The organism is Lonepinella sp. MS14435 (genome assembly GCF_042485795.1).
In the GTDB taxonomy this organism is placed as follows: domain Bacteria; phylum Pseudomonadota; class Gammaproteobacteria; order Enterobacterales; family Pasteurellaceae; genus Lonepinella.
Window position 1 is genome coordinate 1,955,092 of sequence record NZ_CP169368.1, and the last position, 20,719, is coordinate 1,975,810.

General features: G+C 38.4%; 22 protein-coding genes. 8 read left to right on the forward strand and 14 right to left on the reverse strand.

The window, feature by feature from the left end; translation table 11 throughout:
• Nucleotides 1-52 precede the first annotated feature (52 nt).
• Nucleotides 53-946, reverse strand: a complete 894-nt coding sequence (gene dapA, locus O1Q80_RS09205; protein ID WP_386687198.1) for a 4-hydroxy-tetrahydrodipicolinate synthase — start codon at nt 944-946, stop codon at nt 53-55.
• Between the two features lie 139 nt (nt 947-1,085).
• On the opposite strand from dapA, the gene bcp reads away from it, so the two are divergent.
• Nucleotides 1,086-1,556, forward strand: coding sequence for a thioredoxin-dependent thiol peroxidase (gene bcp / locus O1Q80_RS09210; protein WP_386694644.1), 471 nt, complete (start codon nt 1,086-1,088; stop codon nt 1,554-1,556).
• Nucleotides 1,557-1,617: 61 nt separating this feature from the next.
• Here bcp and cgtA read toward each other — a convergent pair whose 3' ends face one another.
• The 4 genes from cgtA to rplU all read right to left on the reverse strand — a co-directional run bounded on the left by cgtA (nt 1,618) and on the right by rplU (nt 4,446).
• Nucleotides 1,618-2,790 (reverse strand): Obg family GTPase CgtA, encoded by a 1,173-nt coding sequence (gene cgtA, locus O1Q80_RS09215; protein WP_386694646.1) that lies wholly within the window; start codon nt 2,788-2,790, stop codon nt 1,618-1,620.
• Between the two features lie 28 nt (nt 2,791-2,818).
• Entirely contained in the window at nt 2,819-3,748 is a 930-nt protein-coding gene (locus tag O1Q80_RS09220; RefSeq protein ID WP_386690927.1) for a DMT family transporter, read from the reverse strand.
• Nucleotides 3,749-3,856: 108 nt separating this feature from the next.
• The gene (gene rpmA, locus O1Q80_RS09225; RefSeq protein WP_386687206.1) at nt 3,857-4,114 is read right to left on the reverse strand and encodes a 50S ribosomal protein L27; all 258 of its coding nucleotides are present in this window, start codon (nt 4,112-4,114) and stop codon (nt 3,857-3,859) included.
• Nucleotides 4,115-4,134: 20 nt separating this feature from the next.
• Nucleotides 4,135-4,446 (reverse strand): 50S ribosomal protein L21, encoded by a 312-nt coding sequence (rplU, locus tag O1Q80_RS09230; protein WP_386690929.1) that lies wholly within the window; start codon nt 4,444-4,446, stop codon nt 4,135-4,137.
• Nucleotides 4,447-4,688: 242 nt separating this feature from the next.
• Here rplU and ispB point away from each other — a divergent pair, with 242 nt between their 5' ends.
• The gene (gene ispB, locus O1Q80_RS09235; RefSeq protein ID WP_386696182.1) at nt 4,689-5,660 is read left to right on the forward strand and encodes an octaprenyl diphosphate synthase; all 972 of its coding nucleotides are present in this window, start codon (nt 4,689-4,691) and stop codon (nt 5,658-5,660) included.
• Between the two features lies 1 nt (nt 5,661).
• Nucleotides 5,662-6,390 (forward strand): epoxyqueuosine reductase QueH, encoded by a 729-nt coding sequence (locus O1Q80_RS09240; RefSeq protein ID WP_386694648.1) that lies wholly within the window; start codon nt 5,662-5,664, stop codon nt 6,388-6,390.
• Nucleotides 6,391-6,469: 79 nt separating this feature from the next.
• On the opposite strand, the gene mpl is transcribed toward O1Q80_RS09240, so the two are convergent.
• Complete coding sequence (gene mpl / locus O1Q80_RS09245; protein ID WP_386694650.1) at nt 6,470-7,834, reverse strand: UDP-N-acetylmuramate:L-alanyl-gamma-D-glutamyl-meso-diaminopimelate ligase; 1,365 nt, start codon at nt 7,832-7,834, stop codon at nt 6,470-6,472.
• A gap of 179 nt (nt 7,835-8,013) precedes the next feature.
• Here mpl and fbp point away from each other — a divergent pair, with 179 nt between their 5' ends.
• Entirely contained in the window at nt 8,014-9,015 is a 1,002-nt protein-coding gene (gene fbp, locus O1Q80_RS09250) for a class 1 fructose-bisphosphatase (RefSeq protein ID WP_386687216.1), read from the forward strand.
• A gap of 60 nt (nt 9,016-9,075) precedes the next feature.
• Here the strand turns inward: fbp and O1Q80_RS09255 are convergent, their stop codons facing one another.
• A complete protein-coding gene (locus O1Q80_RS09255) occupies nt 9,076-11,523 on the reverse strand; it encodes a GDYXXLXY domain-containing protein (RefSeq protein ID WP_386694652.1) in 2,448 nt (815 codons plus the stop codon).
• A gap of 109 nt (nt 11,524-11,632) precedes the next feature.
• Between O1Q80_RS09255 and gloA the strand changes: the two genes are divergently transcribed.
• The 4 genes from gloA to priC all read left to right on the forward strand — a co-directional run bounded on the left by gloA (nt 11,633) and on the right by priC (nt 14,889).
• Nucleotides 11,633-12,040: a lactoylglutathione lyase gene (gene gloA / locus O1Q80_RS09260; protein ID WP_386687220.1), complete on the forward strand. Its 408-nt coding sequence runs from the start codon at nt 11,633-11,635 to the stop codon at nt 12,038-12,040.
• Nucleotides 12,041-12,103: 63 nt separating this feature from the next.
• Nucleotides 12,104-12,787 carry a ribonuclease T gene (gene rnt / locus O1Q80_RS09265; RefSeq protein WP_386687222.1) on the forward strand — a complete coding sequence of 228 codons (684 nt, stop codon included), beginning with the start codon at nt 12,104-12,106 and terminating at the stop codon, nt 12,785-12,787.
• A 129-nt stretch (nt 12,788-12,916) separates the two neighbouring features.
• Nucleotides 12,917-14,272 (forward strand): Na+/H+ antiporter family protein, encoded by a 1,356-nt coding sequence (locus tag O1Q80_RS09270; RefSeq protein ID WP_386687224.1) that lies wholly within the window; start codon nt 12,917-12,919, stop codon nt 14,270-14,272.
• A 44-nt stretch (nt 14,273-14,316) separates the two neighbouring features.
• A complete protein-coding gene (priC, locus tag O1Q80_RS09275; protein WP_386694654.1) occupies nt 14,317-14,889 on the forward strand; it encodes a primosomal replication protein PriC in 573 nt (190 codons plus the stop codon).
• Nucleotides 14,890-14,984: 95 nt separating this feature from the next.
• Here the strand turns inward: priC and O1Q80_RS09280 are convergent, their stop codons facing one another.
• The 7 genes from O1Q80_RS09280 to aroQ form a co-directional block, all read right to left on the reverse strand.
• Nucleotides 14,985-15,431: a DUF2846 domain-containing protein gene (locus tag O1Q80_RS09280; protein WP_386694656.1), complete on the reverse strand. Its 447-nt coding sequence runs from the start codon at nt 15,429-15,431 to the stop codon at nt 14,985-14,987.
• Between the two features lie 11 nt (nt 15,432-15,442).
• Complete coding sequence (locus O1Q80_RS09285) at nt 15,443-16,063, reverse strand: outer membrane protein (protein ID WP_386694658.1); 621 nt, start codon at nt 16,061-16,063, stop codon at nt 15,443-15,445.
• Between the two features lie 239 nt (nt 16,064-16,302).
• Nucleotides 16,303-17,805 carry a sodium/pantothenate symporter gene (gene panF, locus O1Q80_RS09290; RefSeq protein WP_386687228.1) on the reverse strand — a complete coding sequence of 501 codons (1,503 nt, stop codon included), beginning with the start codon at nt 17,803-17,805 and terminating at the stop codon, nt 16,303-16,305.
• Between the two features lie 2 nt (nt 17,806-17,807).
• Complete coding sequence (locus O1Q80_RS09295) at nt 17,808-18,089, reverse strand: YhdT family protein (protein WP_386694659.1); 282 nt, start codon at nt 18,087-18,089, stop codon at nt 17,808-17,810.
• A gap of 58 nt (nt 18,090-18,147) precedes the next feature.
• Entirely contained in the window at nt 18,148-19,494 is a 1,347-nt protein-coding gene (gene accC, locus O1Q80_RS09300) for an acetyl-CoA carboxylase biotin carboxylase subunit (protein WP_386687232.1), read from the reverse strand.
• Between the two features lie 68 nt (nt 19,495-19,562).
• Nucleotides 19,563-20,027, reverse strand: coding sequence for an acetyl-CoA carboxylase biotin carboxyl carrier protein (accB, locus tag O1Q80_RS09305; RefSeq protein WP_386693362.1), 465 nt, complete (start codon nt 20,025-20,027; stop codon nt 19,563-19,565).
• A gap of 171 nt (nt 20,028-20,198) precedes the next feature.
• Nucleotides 20,199-20,660 carry a type II 3-dehydroquinate dehydratase gene (aroQ, locus tag O1Q80_RS09310; protein WP_386694661.1) on the reverse strand — a complete coding sequence of 154 codons (462 nt, stop codon included), beginning with the start codon at nt 20,658-20,660 and terminating at the stop codon, nt 20,199-20,201.
• Between the last annotated feature and the right edge of the window lie 59 nt (nt 20,661-20,719).

Sequence of the window (20,719 nt, forward strand, 5' to 3'; positions counted from 1 at the left end):
AAATATGAGAAAGTTTAGGGCTAATAAAATAGCCCTAAAAGTGCGGTTAAATTTAAATTAATTTTGCCTGTTGTAATGCAGCTAATACTTTCGGCTGTGCCTGTTCACTCAACACTGTTAATGGTAAACGTAAAATCGGATTACTAATTAAGCCTAATTTATAGGCAGCCCATTTTACTGGAATAGGATTTCCCTCCACAAATAAGTCACGATGCAATGCCATTAAACGTTGATTAATTTCTTCCGCTTCGTCAAATTTACCCGCTAAGGCTAATTGACATATTTTTGCCATATCAGTTGGTGCAAGGTTATTCGTCACAGAAATAACCCCTTGTCCGCCCAATTTCATACTTTCTAAGAAAGTGGCATCATCACCACTCAAGAAAATAAAATCTTCGCCTGCAAGATCTTTAATTTTGCGAACACGACTGACATCGCCCGTTGCTTCTTTAATTCCAACAATATTTTCAATTTTAGCCAAACGCCCTACTGTTTCAGGTTGCATATCACTCCCTGTTCTGCCTGGTACGTTATATAAAATTTGTGGTAAATCAGTACATTCTGCAATAGCTTTAAAATGTTGATACATCCCTTCTTGGGTAGGTTTATTGTAATAAGGCACAACAGACAAACAACCTGCTACACCGCTATCATTTAATAATTTAGTCATGGTAATTGCTTCGCTAGTGGCATTTGCTCCAGCTCCAGCAATCACAGGAATTCTTCCATCTGCAAATTCTACCGTCTTTAAAATTGTTTTTACATTTTCATCAATGCTTAATGTGGCAGCTTCACCAGTTGTACCAACAGAAACAATAGCATTTGTTCCTGCTTTGATATGAAAATCAACCAATTTTTTTAGCTCGTTATAATCTATTTCACCGTGACTATCCATCGGGGTAATAAGGGCGACAATGCTACCGTAAAATAAAGGATTTGAAGACATAAAAAACCTCTCGTAATATTTTGTTGATGTTTGCTTGATAACTTTCTTCTATAATTGCTAAAATAATCGCAATTTGCAAGCAAGTTTTACCATTTTATTTAAAAAATTATAAAATAAATCATACATAAGGAATTTACTCATGAATCCATTAAAAATTGGTGAAATCGCACCGTACTTTTGCTTACACAATCAACAAGATCAAACGATTTCATTAACAGATTTTCAAGGTAAAAAGGTTCTCGTGTATTTTTATCCGAAAGCACTGACACCAGGTTGTACAACGCAGGCTTGCGGTTTGCGAGATGCCAAAACAGAACTGGATAAATTAGGCGTAACAATTTTGGGTATCAGCCCCGATAGCCCGAAAAAATTAGCTCAATTTGTGGCAAAGAAAGGTTTGAATTTCGATCTTTTGTCCGATCCCGATCATCAGGTAGCGGAACAATTCGGCGTATGGGGAGAAAAGAAATTTCTAGGTAAAACCTATAATGGTATTCATCGCATCAGCTTTTTAATTAATGAGCAAGGGGTGATTGAACAGGTGTTTGATAAATTCAAAACAAGCGAGCATCATCAAGTGGTATTGAATTATTTGCTGGCTAATCAATAAATCCGACTAATAGTATGCAAGTGCGGTGAAAAAGTTTCTATTTTTCACCGCACTTCTTCAATTAGCGTTCGTAAATAATCTCTACACCCTCATCGTCTTCTTCAGACCAATCGTCCCAGAAATCATCATCGTCATCTTCCACTGCATTTTGCATCGCTTCTTGATGATAATCGTCCCATTTAAATTTCACTTCGTCAGTTGGTGCATTTTCTTCTTCCACTTCTCTTGGGTTGGCTTCAATGAAGTCCATAATTTCACGGGTTAAATCAGACACGTTTTTGCCTGTGACGGCGGAAATTAAGAAATAATCTTCTTCGTAGCCAAGGCGTTCAGTAATCTCTTTGGCTAATTGTTGGGCTTCTTCTTCAGACATCGTATCAATTTTATTAAACACTAACCAACGTGGTTTCTCCGCCAACTTTTCACTATATTGGAATAATTCATTTTCAATAATCGCAATATTATCCGCAGGATCACTTTCATCAATGGGAGCAATATCCACGAGATGAATCAGTACACGACAGCGTTCTAAGTGTTTTAAAAAGCGAATGCCTAACCCTGCACCTTCTGAAGCGTGTTCAATTAAACCTGGAATATCTGCTACCACAAAGCTACGATCTGTACCAACCCTTGCTACGCCTAAACTTGGCACTAAAGTAGTAAATGGATAATCTGCTACCTTTGGTTTTGCTGCTGAAATAGCACGAATAAAAGTTGATTTCCCCGCATTCGGTAAACCTAACATACCCACATCGGCGAGTAACATTAACTCAAGCTGTAAATCTCGTTTTTCTCCAGCTGTTCCCATGGTTTTTTGGCGTGGTGCTCGATTCACAGAAGATTTAAAACGTGTATTACCTAAACCATGATAACCCCCTTTTGCTACCAGCATCTTGGCACCATGTTTAGTCAGATCGCCCAATGTTTCCTTGGTATCATTATCAATGGCTCTGGTTCCTACTGGTACACGTAAGGTAATATCTTTGCCTCGTTTACCTGTGCAATCGGAACTACGTCCATTCTCACCTCGTTCAGCGGCAAAACGTTTTTCAAAGCGATAATCAATTAAAGTATTGAGATTCTCATCAGCGATTAAATATACATCACCACCATCACCACCATCACCGCCATCAGGTCCACCTTTTGGAATAAATTTTTCACGGCGAAAACTCACACAGCCATTGCCACCGTCCCCTGCTTCAACTCGAATAAGGGCTTCATCTATAAATTTCATTCTTTTATCTCCATAATATCGCCATTCATTACAGGGCGTTTTTTCTTTTATTAAATAACTTATGCCCGATGGCAGCTAACATTGCTCCAAAAACAGATAGCAATGCTCCAATATAACTCAGTGTATTAAACTCTGGTTTAGCAAAATCAGTAGGATCGAAAGCATGAATTAAATGACCGAATAATAAAGTAAATAATGGTCCCACTGTTACAACTACACTGACTTTAGACACTTCCCATTGATTTAAGGCTTCCGCATAAGCACCATAAGCCAGCGGGGTATTTAAACAACAATAAATAAAACACCCCCAAGCAAAAGGGCTAAGTTCATCAAATTGCTTATAATTCGACATTGGCATAAAAACCAAAACACAGCCAAAATACATAAACATTAAAATCTGCTGAGTACTAAAAAAACGTGCCAATATTTTTTGTGCCAAACCATACAGTACCCAAATAATCGCAGCACTAAAACCGCAAATTACACCAATCGAATAAATATTGATATTTAAAAACAAAGCAAAGCGATCATTAAAAAATAACCCTAGCCCCAAAACTAATAACACTAGCCCGATTTTTTGATGAATACCTAATTTTTCTTTAAATAATAAAATCCCAACAAGTAACATACCGAAAGAAGACACGGGGCTAAACACCTGTGCAATCATTGGCTCCACATAATTTAAGGAAGAATTATATAAAAAGAAGTTTCCTGCTAAACCAATGATGCCGATTCCCAACCAAGTGAATACCTGCAGATTAAATTGGGATAACTTCGGGAGTTTCTTTTTCCAAGCCAAAAATACAAATAAAATCGTTGTCGCCACCGTGAAACGATAAAATATAATGGTTTCTACGCTGACTACAGCTGTGACCTGTTTTAACGCTATAGGAAGTGATCCCCAAGCCATTGCAGCGGTCAAAGCCAAGAAAAAACCAAGAACTGGATTTTGTTGCATCTGACTTTCCTTGTATTTTATTATGTTCACCGATAATACGCTAAGAAAGACAAAAACGCCCCACTATATTATTTAGTAGGGCGTTTCAATTCTTTGCTAATCTGAAGATTATTCAGTTACGATACTAACAAATTTACGGCTTTTTTCGCCTTTTACTTCAAATTTAACTTTACCGTCTGCAGTCGCAAATAAAGTGTGGTCTTTCCCCATACCTACGTTTGAACCTGCGTGGAATTTGGTACCACGTTGACGAACGATAATGCTACCTGCTAAAACAGATTCACCGCCAAAACGTTTTACACCAAGGCGTTTAGCTTCAGAATCACGACCGTTACGAGTTGAACCACCAGCTTTTTTAGTTGCCATCTTCTATAACTCCTCTGATATTATGCTGAAATCCCAGTGATTTTCACTTCGGTGAACCACTGACGATGACCTTGTTGTTTACGGCTGTGTTTACGGCGACGGAACTTAACGATTTTAATTTTATCGCCACGACCTTGAGCCACCACTTCAGCCACTACTTTTGCTCCAGTAACAACTGGGGCACCAATTTTAACATCTTCACCATTAACGACCATTAACACTGAATCAAACTCAATATTTGAGCCGACTTCAAGTTCAAGTTTCTCTAAACGAACAACTTGACCTTCACTTACTCGGTGTTGTTTGCCGCCACTTTGGAAAACTGCGTACATAAATACTCCGCTAATATCGTGCTTACAATGTTATTTCATTTTTTAAGCACATTAAAACCATATAAATAGGTCGCAAATTCTACGGAAAATTGCCCTTGATAGCAAGTATTAATTTGCAATAAAACAAAAAAAGTTGAAATTTCCATTGTTTTGCATAGTTTCATTTTAGAAATCGCTAAAAATCAGTTAAAATGCACCGCACTTTAACTTAAACAATAATAAATTCTATGCAAAATAATTTAATGGATCAACAAGCTATCCAAACCTTAATTGAAGCGGATATGCGGAAAGTCAATGAAGAAATCTTAGCCCAACTAACTTCTGATGTCGCCTTAATTAATCAACTTGGCTATTACATCGTACAAAGTGGTGGAAAACGTATTCGTCCGACCATCGCCTTATTAGCCGCTCGAGCAATCGACTATCAAGGGGATTTAATGCCAATTTGTGCAACGTTCATCGAATTTATTCACACCGCCAGCCTATTGCACGATGATGTTGTAGATGAGTCTGATCTTCGTCGTGGTAATCCAACAGCAAATGCTGAATTTGGTAATGCCGCCAGTGTGTTAGTCGGGGATTTTATTTATACTCGTGCTTTCCAATTAATGGCAAAACTGAATTCCTTAAAAATGTTACGCATTATGTCTGATGCAACTAACGTACTCGCTGAGGGAGAAGTGCAACAATTAATGAACGTCAACGATCCTGACACCAGCGAAGAAAATTATATGAAAGTGATCTATCGTAAAACCGCACGTTTATTTGAGGTTTCCGCTCAAGCACCTGCTGTTATCGCTAAGGCTTCCGAAGAAATTGAAAGTGCTTTACAACAATATGGTCGTTATATTGGAACAGCTTTTCAATTAGTTGATGATATATTAGATTACAGTGCCAGTGCGGCGGCATTAGGTAAAAATATCGGTGATGATTTAGCCGAAGGGAAACCAACTTTGCCATTATTACATGCCATGCGTCACGGCAGTCCTGAGCAATCAGAACTGATTCGTCATGCTATTCTACAAGGCGGACAACGTGATATTATTGATCAAGTATTAGCCATTATGGCAGAACACAAATCGCTCGATCATGCAATGGCACGAGCTAAACAAGAAGCCCAAAAAGCGGTGCAAGCGATTGCGATTTTACCTGACAGTATTTATAAACAAGCCTTAATTTCATTGGCATATTTATCCGTAGATAGAACTTATTAAGATGACTAACAACACTCAATTTGAATATCAACCCAAACAAAGAAAACGTAAAGAACGCAAAGATCCGAACGCCCCTTTTGTTCGCCCGAAATTAGACTTGCCAAACGGACACAACAAATTACTGTTACATTCTTGTTGTGCGCCTTGTTCAGGCGAAGTCATGGAAGCGATTTTAGCTTCGGGGATTGAATTCACCATTTATTTTTATAACCCCAATATTCACCCATTAAAAGAATATATGATCCGCAAAGAGGAAAATATTCGCTTTGCAGAAAAACACAATATTCCCTTTATTGATGTGGACGATGATTACGAAAACGACCGCAAAATATGGTTCAAAAAAGCCGAAGGCATGGAATGGGAACCCGAGCGAGGTATTCGTTGCACCATGTGCTTTGATATGCGTTTTGAAAAAGCCGCTCAATACGCTCACGAAAACGGCTTCCCCGTATTCACCAGCTGTTTAGGCATTTCTCGCTGGAAAGACATGAACCAAATCAACGACTGCGGACACCGTGCTGCCAGCCATTATGACGATGTGGAATATTGGGACTACAACTGGCGAAAAGGCGGTGGCTCTGCTCGTATGATTGAAATCAGCAAGCGTGAACGTTTCTATCAACAAGAATATTGTGGCTGCGTTTATTCATTGCGTGACAGCAATAAATGGAGGTTAGAAACAGGACGTGCGAGAATTGAAATTGGGAAGTTGTATTATTCGCCAGATTAAAAAGTTCAAAAAGTCCGAAAGAAAGGCACCGCAGCTTTCAAACTACGGTGCTTTTTTGTGCTGTTTTTATTTAGCGATTTTACTTCGCCAACTTATCCAACAACTTCTGATGAATCCCACCAAAACTGCCATTGGACATCACTAAAATATGATCTGTTGGTTGGGCTTCCGCTACGACAAAATCTACCAATTTCTCTACATTCGCTGCCCATTTGACAGGCTGCACACAATCGGCGGCAATTTCGGCGACTTCCCATGGAATGTTATCAGGTTGCAATAAAAATACCTTATCTGCTCGTACTAATGCTGGTGCAATTTCATCTTTATGATGACCCATTTTCATCGTGTTAGATCGAGGTTCTAACACGGCGAAAATACGTACTCCGCCGCCTACTTTATCTCGAAGTGCGGTCAACGTAGCTTGAATTTCTGTTGGGTGATGAGCAAAATCATCATAAACCGTCACGCCATTCACTGTCCCTTTTACTTCTAAACGGCGTTTTGCATTCACAAACGAACTCAAGGCTTGTGCAGCCTTTTGCACCGAAATACCTGCGTGATGAGCGGCGGCAATCGCCATTAAGGCATTGTGCATATTGTGTTGCCCGACAATGTTCCATTGTACTTCGGTGGCTTTTTCACCGTGATGATACACCGCAAAATGGGTGCAATCTTGGCGTAAACGTTCGGCGTGCCATTCTTGATCTTTGCCGATAAATTGCTTACCTGACCAGCAACCCATATCCAAGGTTTCTTTCACACTTTGCTCATCTGCCACCGACAGCACTAAGCCAGATTGCGGAATGGTACGGATCACGTGGTGAAATTGGCGTTGAATGTCGTGCAGATCATCGAAAATATCGGCGTGATCGAAGCCGATATTGTTGATAATCAAGGTTTTTGGATTGTAATGGACAAATTTAGAACGCTTATCAAAAAAAGCGGTATCATATTCATCTGCTTCAATCACAAAATACGGACTGTCGGTAAAACGAGCGGAAACGCCGAAATTGCCTGCGATACCGCCGATTAAGAAACTCGGATTTAAACCGTTTTGCTCTAAGATCCACGTCAGCATACCTGTTGTTGTGGTTTTGCCATGGGTGCCTGATACAGCGAATACCCAACGATTACGCAATAAATTATCATGTAACCACTGTGGACCTGATGTGAACGGAAGTTGATTTTCAAGCACATATTCCACACAAGGGTTGCCTCGTTTCATGGCGTTACCCACAATCACCATGTCAGGTGCTGGTTGTAATTGAGAGATCTCAAAATGAGGGATAATTTCAATCCCACTTTGTTCCAAAAAGGTGGACATTGGGGGATAAACCTGCGTATCTGAACCCGTTACATGATAGCCCATTTGTTTGGCAATCATGGCGACACCGCCCATAAAAGTGCCACAGATACCTAAAATATGAATATGTTGTGTTGTCATTCTTAACTCTTATTATTTGTACAAACTATTGAAAAATTTGTGCGTTAGATCACATTATTAAACATTCATCATATTGATGAAAAACTAAAGTTGTTATGATAATCCAAGTTTCTTACGCCGTCTAGCAAGAAAGTGCGGTGCAAAATTAATGATTTTTTAATGTCAAACAGAGATTAGCTATGAAAACCCTAGATGCTTTTATTATCGAAAAACAAGCTGAATACCCGAATGCCAAAGGGGCATTATCTGGTATCCTTTCTTCCATTCGTTTAGTTGCCAAAGTGATTCACCGCGATATTAACCGTGCAGGTTTAACCAATGATATTTTAGGCTATGCTGGCAATCAAAATGTGCAAGGTGAAAGCCAAATGAAACTAGATGTGATTGCCAACGATACTTTCAAACGTGCCTTAATGGCTCGTGAAGATGTGGCTGGCTTTGCTTCTGAAGAAGAAGACAATTTTATTGCGTTTGATACAGAACGGGGACGTAATGCACGTTATATTATTTTAACCGATCCCCTTGATGGTTCGTCTAATATTGATGTCAATGTATCCGTAGGGACGATTTTCTCAATTTATCGCCGAGTATCTCCAGTAGGCACCCCAGTAACCTTAGAAGATTTTATGCAACCGGGTAATCAACAAGTAGCTTCAGGTTATGTGGTGTATGGTTCTTCTACGATGTTAGTTTATACCACGGGCAATGGCGTGAATGGTTTTACTTACGATCCAACCTTAGGCGAATTTTGTCTTTCTCACGAAAATTTCCAAATGCCACATCATGGCAAAATTTACTCCATTAACGAGGGGCAATATTTGAAATTCCCAATGGGCGTGAAAAAATATATTAAATATTGCCAAGAAGAAGATGCCACTACACAACGTCCTTATACTTCTCGCTATATTGGTTCTTTAGTATCCGATTTCCACCGTAATATGCTCAAAGGGGGAATTTATATTTACCCAAGTGCCACCAATTATCCAGACGGTAAACTGCGTTTGCTTTATGAAGGTAATCCAATGGCATTTTTAGCCGAACAAGCAGGCGGATTGGCAAGTGATGGCTATCAACGTATTTTAGATATTCAACCAAGCGAACTCCATCAACGGGTACCATTATTTGTCGGCTCAAAAGCCATGGTAGAAAAAGCACAAGAGTTTATGGCTGAATTTCATTAATTGAAGAACGCTACTAAGCAATATTAAATCGCCCCCTTATTATAGGGGGCGATTTCTATTTTACAGAGCATGAAGATCTTCATCTAATAATCTTAACAACAAGGCTTTACCTTGTTTAAAGCGATATTCGCCATATTTTGCGTGAGCATAATATTGATCCTTTCCTTCTGCAAAGAAATAACTATGGGTAGGTAATTTATAGCCATCATATTTCGTTACTTTTATCGGTAAATATACCCCTTTGGTACAATGTTTAAATTCGGTCGGTATTTCCGTTTCCACTGCACAGAAATGTGCAATATGTTGAGCATTAATCTCTAATAACACATAGAGCTTATGTGGTTTCAATGGATCGTTCTGCTGATCTAAACTCGCCTCATTCTGTTCTTGTAACCTATTTAACGATGGAATTTCTTCCAATAGCTGATAATTTAATGCCATATAATCACCTTGCATGAGCGATCTTGGATCCACTGGTGCAAGCGGTAAAATAATAGGTTCGCCATTATTTAACACATCTTCATTTTGTTGAATCAGATAATTTGCTCCAGTTAACACGGTAACTAAAATAACTAAATTCGCCCCCATTTTAAGCGAAAAAACAGGGGAATTTTTCACCGCACTTTGTTCCGTATTTGTATCGCTAAAAGCTGGTGAAGTTTGTCTTGGTTTATTTTCATACCAAAGCCATACACTGACCAAACTAAAAATAACACCAACCCCTAAAAGAAGAAACGATTTATATAATAATGGCAAATTGAGGTTGTAATAATATTGCCCCAGATTATCTAACATCATTATTATCGTCAGACTGAACAATAAGTAACTATGATTAATATGAGCTAACAATAATAAACCAAAGATAAATAAAATCACAGGGTTTGAAATGAAGCTGACTGCCATAAAAAGCAACACCAGTGTAATAAGTGCGGTGCTTTTTAAAGATGTTTCTTGGCTTTTATTAAAATATAAGAAAATTACCAACGGCAAACAGCATACTGCCATAAACAATATTTTAGTCAAAGACCAAGGAGGACTAAAAAAATCTTGGGTCACTTGAGCGAAAAAGGTGGGTGAAAGACTTTCTAATGCGGTGTCAAAGAGTGTTAATTGCCAATCAGTAACATCAAAGAAAGGTAAAGCAAACACCGAAATAATGCCTGCCCAAGCGATTGGTTTTAGAATATTAAGCCATTTTTCTTGTTTTAATTGGCTCAAACCAAGCAAAAGTGCCGCCGTCAATAACATTAATAGACTGTAGAATATGCCTGTATATTGCAAAATAAAATCTTGTTGTTGCCAACAGATAGTGGTCAACACAAGCAAAACGGCTAATATTCGCACCCAATGAGCTTCTGTTATAAAAAATATCACGGCACAATAAATCAACATAAGACAAAGCATATAGATTTCTTGGTCATCACCTGAAGCAAAGAAATAGACCATAGATACCATTCCGCCCATTGCAAGCAACATCTGAATAATAAAAGGGGCTATTTGTTTGGCTTTGGCAATAATGGACGCAAATAACAACAAAATAGCGGTGAATAATAAACTACTTTCTTCTGGTATATTAAACACAAAGACGAGTACACCAATCAATAAAAGACCCACCAAACAAGCAAAAAAGAGCATCATTAATTGAATAACCCAATTAAATTCAAGCCGTGGGTATTTTTCCGCAAATATTTTTTTCAGGTATATCATTCCGCCGATAAAAGCACTGATAGTCAAGACAAACATCATCAGAATCAGGGATTCATCGCTATCTTTACCATAGGTTAATAACGCCATATTGACTGCAAGAATGGTACTGGAGAAATAAAGGGCTAAGCAAAAAATATCCTCTTTTCGTTGTTTATAAAGAAACAAACCAACAAGAGAAATAAACAACACAATCAACGCATTATATTCCAGACCGTATTGCATAAATACATTCAGTAAAAATAACAAATTACTTATCTTGGGCAAAATACGCCATTGTTGATCGTGAAAAGTGCGGTGAAAAAATTCACTGACTAGCACAAAGCATAGATTTAATCCCATCAAATAATAAGGTGCATCAAATACAAAATAAAAGTGAGCGTCTAATAATAAGAATGTGGCAATATTCGCCGTGGCAATAAATAACAAGGCATTAGCGATATTCGGCAAAATACATAATAATGGCAGTTGTAACAAACACCACCACGCAAATAATTCCCATGTATCCGCACCAGTTTGATAAATTTGCCCGATTAATGCCAATAACGCACCGATTAACACTGCCGATAAAAAAGCAAAGGCATAATGAGAGAACCCAACCGACTTGCGTAATCGCCAAGTCAACAGAACAAAACTCAAACTAAGTAAAGCCTGTGTGGCATATAGTTTCTCAAATTTATTAAAACTATCCCAATTTGCTGCCACCCAAGTTACAGAACCGCTGGCAACAAAACCAACCGCAAATAAGAGAAATAACAATCTTAGGTATTGTTGCCAATTAAATTGAAATAATGAAATACGCATTTTGTCTTCCTTAAACGAGAACCGATTCGCCAATAATACCGATTTAAATCTGATTTATCACTAAATTTGTGGCATAATCTCCATAAAGATTTAAATTGGAGAAAATATCATGCGAATTTTACACACAATGTTACGTGTCGGTAATTTAGACCGTTCAATTAAATTCTATCAAGATGTGTTAGGTATGCGTTTATTACGTACCAGTGAAAATCCCGAATATAAATATTCCCTTGCTTTTTTAGGTTATGCAGACGAAGACGAATCTGCTGTACTGGAACTCACCTATAACTGGGGCGTAGAACAATATGAATTGGGTACCGCTTATGGTCATATCGCTATCGGTGTTGATGATATTTATGCCACTTGCCAAGCAGTAAAAGCCGCTGGCGGTAAAGTAACACGTGAAGCTGGTCCAGTGAAAGGTGGCAAAACCGTGATCGCATTTGTAGAAGATCCTGATGGTTACAAAATCGAATTTATCGAAAATAAAAACGCTAAAGCCGCTTTAGGCAACTAAAGTGCGGTGTAATTTTAACTTATTTTTGGTGCGTTACATTTAACTAACGCACCCTTTTATTTTATGACTGAACAACATCAAACAATAGATTATAATTTGCTCAAAAATCGCTTTCGTGGTTATTATCCTGTCATTATTGATGTGGAAACGGCGGGGTTAAATTGTCAAACCGATGCGTTATTAGAATTAGCTGCAATTACCTTAAAAATGAACGAACAAGGTTTACTTGAGCTTGATCAGACATATCATTGCCATATTAAACCTTTCGATGGTGCATTAATCAACCCAGATTCAATGAAAATAAATGGCATCGATTTAACTAATCCCGTACGTCAAGCCATGGCAATTTCAGAATTAGATGCGATAACTGGCTTGTTTCAAATGGTTCGCCGAGGACAAAAAGAAGCAAATTGCCAACGTTCAATTATCGTGGCACATAATGCGACCTTTGACCAAGGCTTTGTTATGGCTGCCGCCGATCGTACAGGGGTGAAACGTAATCCATTCCACCCTTTTAGTGCTTTTGATACCGCCAGTTTAAGCGGTTTAATGTTTGGTCAAACCGTCTTAGTGAAAGCCTGCCAAGCCGCAAATATTGCTTTTGATTATAAACAAGCACATTCTGCCCTGTATGATACGGAACGCACGGCGGAACTATTTTGTTATATGGTTAATCATCTGAAACAGCTTGGTGGTTTCCCACACCTAATAAATGCAGAATCAAAGCAAGAAATAGAAAATAGCTAATTTTTCACCGCACTTTCTCTATTTCGCATAAAATTTTTGTTATTTCTCTAGTAATTCTTTGAGAAAAACTAGACAAATTCATTTTTTTCAGTAAATTTAGAAATTCATTACAAAATCTAAGGATAAAATATGCTTACCAATCCCGTTATTCTATCAATTATCGTATTACTCATCTTGAGTTTATTACGCATTAACGTTGTGATTGCCCTCGTTATTTCTGCCCTTACCGCAGGCTTAACAGGCAGTTTAGGACTTTCAAAAACGATTGAAGTATTTACCAGTGGTTTAGGTGGTGGTGCCGAAGTGGCAATGAACTATGCCATTTTAGGTGCATTCGCTGTGGCGATTTCAAGATCAGGCATTACTGATTTACTCGCTTATAAAGTGATTAAACGCCTTGGCAAAACCCCTAGTGGCAGCTCTGTGGCAGGATTTAAATATTTCATTCTTGCTGTGTTAGTGGCATTTTCCATTTCATCACAAAACTTACTTCCCGTACATATTGCCTTTATCCCGATTGTGGTACCGCCATTATTAAGTATTTTTAATCGTTTGAAACTTGACCGCCGTGCGGTGGCTTGTGTACTCACTTTCGGTTTAACTGCGACCTATATGCTATTACCCGTAGGCTTTGGTAAAATTTTTATTGAAAGTATTTTGGTCAAGAATATCAATGAAGTCGGGGCTAACTTAGGCATTCACACCAGTGTCGCTGAAGTTTCTATGGCAATGGCAATTCCAGTGACTGGCATGATTTTAGGCTTATTATTTGCTATTTTTGTGAGCTATCGCAAACCGAGAGAATACGTGGTTACTACCGCAGAACCCACCACAGCAGAAATTGAACAGCATATTGCTAACATCAAACCTTTTCATGTATGGGTGAGTCTTGCAGCTATCGTAGTTACTTTCTCCCTACAATTATTCACCAGTTCCACCATTATCGGCGGTTTGGCTGGCTTAATTATCTTTGCGGTATTCGGTATTTTCCGCTTAAAAGAAAGCAACGACATCTTTCAACAGGGTTTACGCTTAATGGCAATGATCGGTTTTGTGATGATTGCTGCCTCTGGTTTTGCCAATGTCATTAATGAAACGGGTGGCGTTACACAGTTAGTTGAAGTATTTAGCCAAGGGCTAGGGCAAAATAATAAAGGTTTAACTGCATTTTTAATGTTATTAGTTGGCTTATTTATTACCATGGGTATCGGTTCTTCTTTCTCAACCGTGCCGATTATCACCTCAATTTATGTACCACTTTGTATCGCTGTTGGTTTTTCACCACTGGCGACAGTGTCTATTGTCGGCGTTGCGGCAGCCTTAGGTGATGCTGGTTCACCTGCTTCTGATTCTACTTTAGGACCCACATCAGGCTTGAATGTAGATGGTAAACATGATCATATTTGGGACAGCGTAGTACCAACATTTTTACACTACAATATCCCACTACTCATTTTTGGCTGGATTGCCGCCATGATTCTCTAACCAACATTTCCCCCTAAACATTTTTTAGGGGGCTTTAAAAAATTATGAAAAATCACACCGCACTTTTAAAGCAACTAGGTCAATATCTCTCTGAGCTAGAAAAAAATTACGCTCACCTCAAAGATAAATCGCTTTACAGCAAATTTGATCCTATGCTGTTTAGCGAAAATTTTCAAAATATTGATTTTTATCTACATGAGATGCAACAATGTTTCGAGCAAATTAAGCAATTCACCGAACAAGATACTGCTCAAATAACGTTTTTCACGGAAAAGCTATTAGCTCAATATACCGCATTACAAGATGCCATTAAAATATTACAAACCCCAAAAAGTGCGGTGAATTCTAAGCCCATTTTAAATAAACGAGATCAATTACGTCAGCAAATTGAGTTACTTCCACCACGAGAAAAATTAGTTAAATATTATGAAGCCTTACAAGCCTTAAATGACAAACTATACGCTCAGGAAAATCAACTCAATTTCGCCAACGATGAACAAAAGAACCACCTTGAGCAACAAATCAACATCACTAAACAACGCCGTGAACGCTGTTTGAGTGCTATTGAGTTATTAGAGGAATATTTGGTGTTTAGGGACAGTTTGGAAGATGATTAAGCCCTGCACTTGCGTACAGGGCTAGACATGGTAACGATGCTCCGCATCTTGATGTACACAGCTACGGAGTAGCGTGACTATGCTTAGTGAGATATTTACAAATCTTTCGCTCGTTTCAGTTTTAGAATATCAATTTTACCCTGTTCTTCTGGAACTTGCTCCAAACTTGCACCACCAACAAAGACCCCAACTTTAATATATTGACGAATAAAATAATTTTTACCACTTTCCGTAGATAGGGATAAATTATTATTACTAAATTCTGACTCTGTTGATATTTTATGACTACCCGCTTTTACCTGTTTATAAAAATAAACATCAGGGGCTGACTGACCAAGCAATTTATCATCTATATATAAATTCTTTTTCAAGGCTTTTCCTATAAAAGAATTACGATAAATGTAAATACCTGAATTACCTTCCATTGGAACATCAAATTTCTTAGCTTGAAGATCATTCTCTACTGTATCCATTGCTGTAGTGGCACAGCCCGTTAACAATAATCCAAAGCAAAGCATAAAAATAGTTAATAACTTTTTCATTTTGTTTCCCCCTAGAAATGATAAGTATAATTCAAGCTAAAAGTATTGGTCTTAAGATCAAAATCCGTATCATGTCCACTAATTTTGGTAGCTGTCCATTCAATACCCATAGTAGAATTTTCGGTCAAATTGTATTTTGCTCCAACCCCATAAAGGAAACCAATTCCAATATCACCATCAATTCCTAAGTGACTTCTCACTTCATTTTTTATATCGTATTTTGAGAAATTAAATCCTAGTTTAATATAAGGTACAAATTCCTCGGTGACTTTATAACCTTGTAAGTAGGCAATACTTCCGTTATATTTTTCCTTAAAACCATCTTTAATAGTAGTTTGAGTACCATCATAGTGATAGTAAGAATAATCCGTTTTAGAATTACTAATACGTAATTTCTCTTCTATTTGACCGACAAATCCATCCGCAAAGGTAAAACTATAGCCTCCAAGCACTTCACCGCCAGCAGAATATGAACCTGATGCAGAATTATTATTATCACTATATTTAATTTTTGTGGTATTTAAACCAACACCCAAAAACCAACCTTGATAGGGATCTAAGCTATTTGCTAAAGCAAGATTAGATACACTTAAAACTGCGGTGAATAACACCAATTTTTTTAAATTTGACATAACACATCCTTAGTTAAATTAATAAATAGTCCATAAATGCGTAAACAAATGAAATTTTACTCCTTAGCTAATATCTATTCAAGCGTGAAAATCATCAAAAAAGTACCTTTATAACGTTTTTAGATGCTGTCAGAGAAAGGAATTAAGTTCTCACCTGCCCTGCACTTGCGTACAGGGCTAGACATGGTAACGATGCTCCGCATCTTGATGTACACAGCTACGGAGTAGCGTGACTATGCTTAACCTAGTACGTGAGTGTTAGGTTTTTTTGGTTTCTCACCCAACTTATTTGCCAGTAAGAATGCCACCAATCCCCAAACCAAAGATGGCACTATTTCGTGGAATTGGCTAAATAATTTTATACTTTTAACCATATACTGCACCGCATTAGGCAAGGTGGTTAAATCCACTCCTTTCATCTGGGTGAGAAAAATATAGCACACCAAACCTACTACCATTGAGCTAATCGCTCCTGTAGCATTCGCTTTATCCCAATAAATCCCCAATATAATCACCCATAAGAAAGCGGCTTCTAATCCACCAAAGGCGAACAGGTTGAGCCAAATAATCATATCAGGTGGATTTAAAGCGGCTAATACTAATAGGACAGTAATCGTTAGCGTAATGATGGAAGAAAACCAACTGATTTTTTTCTGGTTGGTTGCCATTTCAGGATTTGCTGATAAATACAGATCTTTGACGAAAATAGCCGAAGATTGAATTAATTGAGCATCAATAGTGGACATAATTGCTGACATAGGGGCAGCTAAGAAAATTCCTGCTACAATCGGTGGTAACACTTGTAACATCAATGTTGGAATTACCTGATCGGGAACGGTTAAATCTGGAATCACCGCTCGTCCTAAGGCTCCTGCTAAGTGCATACCAAGCATAATCACGCTGAGAATAATGGTACCAATTAACATGCCACGATGTAATGCTTTGCTATCTTTAAATGCCATACAACGCACTGCGGTATGAGGTAAACCAACAACACCAAAACAAACCAGTACCCAAAAGGATGCCATAAATTGAAAACCGAGCATATTGTTCGGTCCATAAGGACTAACTAAGTGCGGATCAATTTCTGTCAATTTTTGCACCGCACTTTCTGTTCCACCAGCGGCATAAATCACCCCGCCAAGCAAAATTAATGTGCCTAAAATCATTACCGTACCTTGAATAGTATCGGTCAACACCACCGCACGGAAACCACCGATAAAGGTGTAAATGCCTACTGTTACGGCAAAAATTAATAATGCACTAGTATAAGAAATCCCGATCGTAGTAGATAATAATCTTGCTCCACCGATAAATTGCGTCATCATGGCGGCGAAGAAAGCAATTAATAACGCAATGCCAGCAATCCAAACTAACCATTTATTTTTATAACGATAAAGCAATAAATCATTAATGGTTAAAGCGTTACTTTCGCGAGATAACAAAGCAAATTTTTTGCCTAATGCCCCTAACGCCAACCAGACTGCTGGTACTTGAATCATGGCAAGTAAAACCCAGCCTAAACCATATTTATAGGCAGCCCCAGGTCCGCCGACAAAAGAACTAGCACTAGCATAAGTAGAGGCTATGGTCATTGCCAATACAAAGCCAGTCATTGAACGATTACCTACATAATATTCCGTCAGAAAATCGCCTTTTTGCCGTTTAATATAGGCGTACAATGCTGCCCCAAAAACAAAGACTAAATAAATAATAAGTGGAAAAATAATACCTAAATTCATGGTTAAATATCCTTGTTAGAAGGGACTGAAGTGCGGTCTTTTTCCGTTGAGATTTCTAATTCAATATCTTGGTAAACAATTTTAATTAACCAATAGGCGACCACAATAAACAAGATGGGTAAATAAATACAAGAGAGTTCAAACCAAAGCGGAAAACCTAAAGGTCCAGCACTATTATCGGGTAAATAAGCACATATACACCAGCCGATCATATAAGCAATGGTTAAAAACAATGCCCAACGAGCCTCTTTGGCAGCTTGCTTGTAACGTTGTTGTAATGTCATTTTCGTTCCTCACAAAAAAAGTGGATCATGATGATCCACTTAATTACGCTATTTTGCACTATTCAGCAATACCTAATTTTTTCTCTAAGTAGTGGATATTTGTGCCACCTTGTTGGAAATTTGCATCATCTAAAATTAGATGATGTAATGGAATATTGGTTTTAATTCCATCAATGATAGTTTCGGATAAGGCATTTTGCATACGGCGAATCGCTTCTTCACGGGTATCTGCATATACAATTAATTTTGCAATCATGGAATCGTAATGCGGTGGTACAGTGTAACCACCATAAACATGAGAATCCCAACGTACACCCAATCCACCAGGGGAATGTAAATGCACCACTTTACCTGGTGATGGTAAAAACGTTTTTGGATCTTCCGCATTAATACGACATTCAATAGCGTGACCTTTGACTTTAATATCTTCTTGTTTAATTGAAAGCGGTAAACCTGATGCAATGCGTAACTGCTCTTTCACCAAGTCCACGCCCGTGATCATTTCCGTCACTGGGTGTTCTACCTGAATACGAGTATTCATTTCAATAAAATAGAACTCACCATTTTCGTACAAGAACTCAAAAGTACCCGCGCCACGATAACCAATTTCCACACAAGCATTAGCACAACGTGAACCAATATCACGGCGAACTTCTTCGCTAATCCCTGGAGCTGGAGCTTCTTCTACTACCTTTTGGTGACGACGCTGCATGGAACAATCACGTTCGGCTAAATATACCGCATTACCATGTGTATCAGCCAAAACTTGAATTTCCACGTGGCGTGGATTTTCAAGATATTTTTCCATATACACCATATCATTGTTGAAAGCTGCTTTCGCTTCTGCTTTGGTCATGGCAATACTTTCTTCTAGGCTTTCCACATTACGCACCACTCGCATACCACGACCACCACCGCCACCAGAGGCTTTAATGATCACTGGAAAACCAATACGTTTGGCAATTTCTTTATTTTTTGCCATATCCGAGCCTAATGGACCATCAGAACCTGGTACACAAGGTACGCCTGCTTTTTTCATGGCGTTAATGGCAGATACTTTATCCCCCATTAAACGAATGACATTGGCGGTCGGTCCAATAAAGATAAAGCCAGAACATTCTACCTGTTCGGCAAAATCTGCATTTTCAGACAAAAAACCATAACCAGGGTGAATTGCATCTGCCCCCGTCACTTCAGCTGCCGCGATAATAGCTGGCACATTTAAATAGCTTTTGGTTGATGGAGCTGGTCCAATACAAACTGTTTCATCCGCTAATAAAACGTGTTTTAAATCACGGTCGGCGGTGGAATGTACCGCAACGGTTTTAATGCCAAGTTCTTTACAAGCACGTAAAATACGTAAGGCAATTTCACCACGGTTGGCAATAACCACTTTTTCTAACATAAGATTATTCCAATTTAAAATTGATAAGATAAAAATAATGGGCTATCGCCCAATTATTTTAGAAAATACTATTCAATAACGATTAACGGTTCATCAAATTCAACCGCATCACCGTCATTAATTAAAACAGCTTTCACCACACCCGCTTTATCCGCTTCAATACGGTTCATCATTTTCATTGCTTCAACAATGCAAAGTGCATCACCAACTTTCACAGACTGCCCTACTTCAACGAATGCTTTCGCATCTGGGCTAGGACTACGATAGAACGTTCCCACCATCGGTGAACGCACTACATGACCTGACACTTCTTCAACAGCTGGAGCAGCAGATGCAACGACTGGTGTCGGTGTCGCCACTGGAGCAACCGCCGTAGGAGCTGGTGCTTGTGTTGGAAGATGATATTGCACCGCAGTAGGTGCTGGCGTACCACGGCTAATACGAACAGATTCTTCCCCCTCAGAAATTTCTAATTCCATAATGCCTGATTCTTCTACTAATTCGATCAATTTTTTGATTTTACGAATATCCATTGCCATAATGTAGATTTCCTAAAAAATAATGTAAAATAGACCGCACTTTAGCATCGTTTTTGCGAGCTAAAAGTACAGTGAAAAGTTTGTGTCTTTTGCGGAAGCAAGATTACCCGAAAAAATTGCTTTTGGCGACTGTTTTATGCGATTTTATGCAAATTTTGCGAAATTTCAACGATTTTCTGCTTTTTTTGCCAAAAACTGTACCGCAAAGTCTAACGCATATTCATAACCTTTTGCCCCTAAGCCACAAATCACGCCCTCAGCCACATCACTAAAATAAGAATGATGACGAAATGGCTCACGTTTGTGAATATTAGACAAATGCACTTCCACAAAAGGAATCGCCACTGCCAACAAGGCATCACGTAATGCTACACTAGTATGCGTATAAGCCGCTGGATTAATAATAATAAAATCCACTTGCTGAAAACTCTGATGAATTTTATCAATCAATTTTTCTTCGCTATTTGCCTGAAAACAGGTTAAATTTACCCCGCACTTTTCAGCATGTTGTTGTAAATCTTGTTCAATTTGTACTAGCGAAAGCGAACCATAATGCTTTGGTTCTCTCGCCCCCAACATATTTAAATTTGGACCATTTAACAACAAAATACGTGCAGATTGCAACATAATCTTATCCTTTTTTGTAACGTTCGCATTATAATGTTTTTTTATAAAAACTCAGCTTA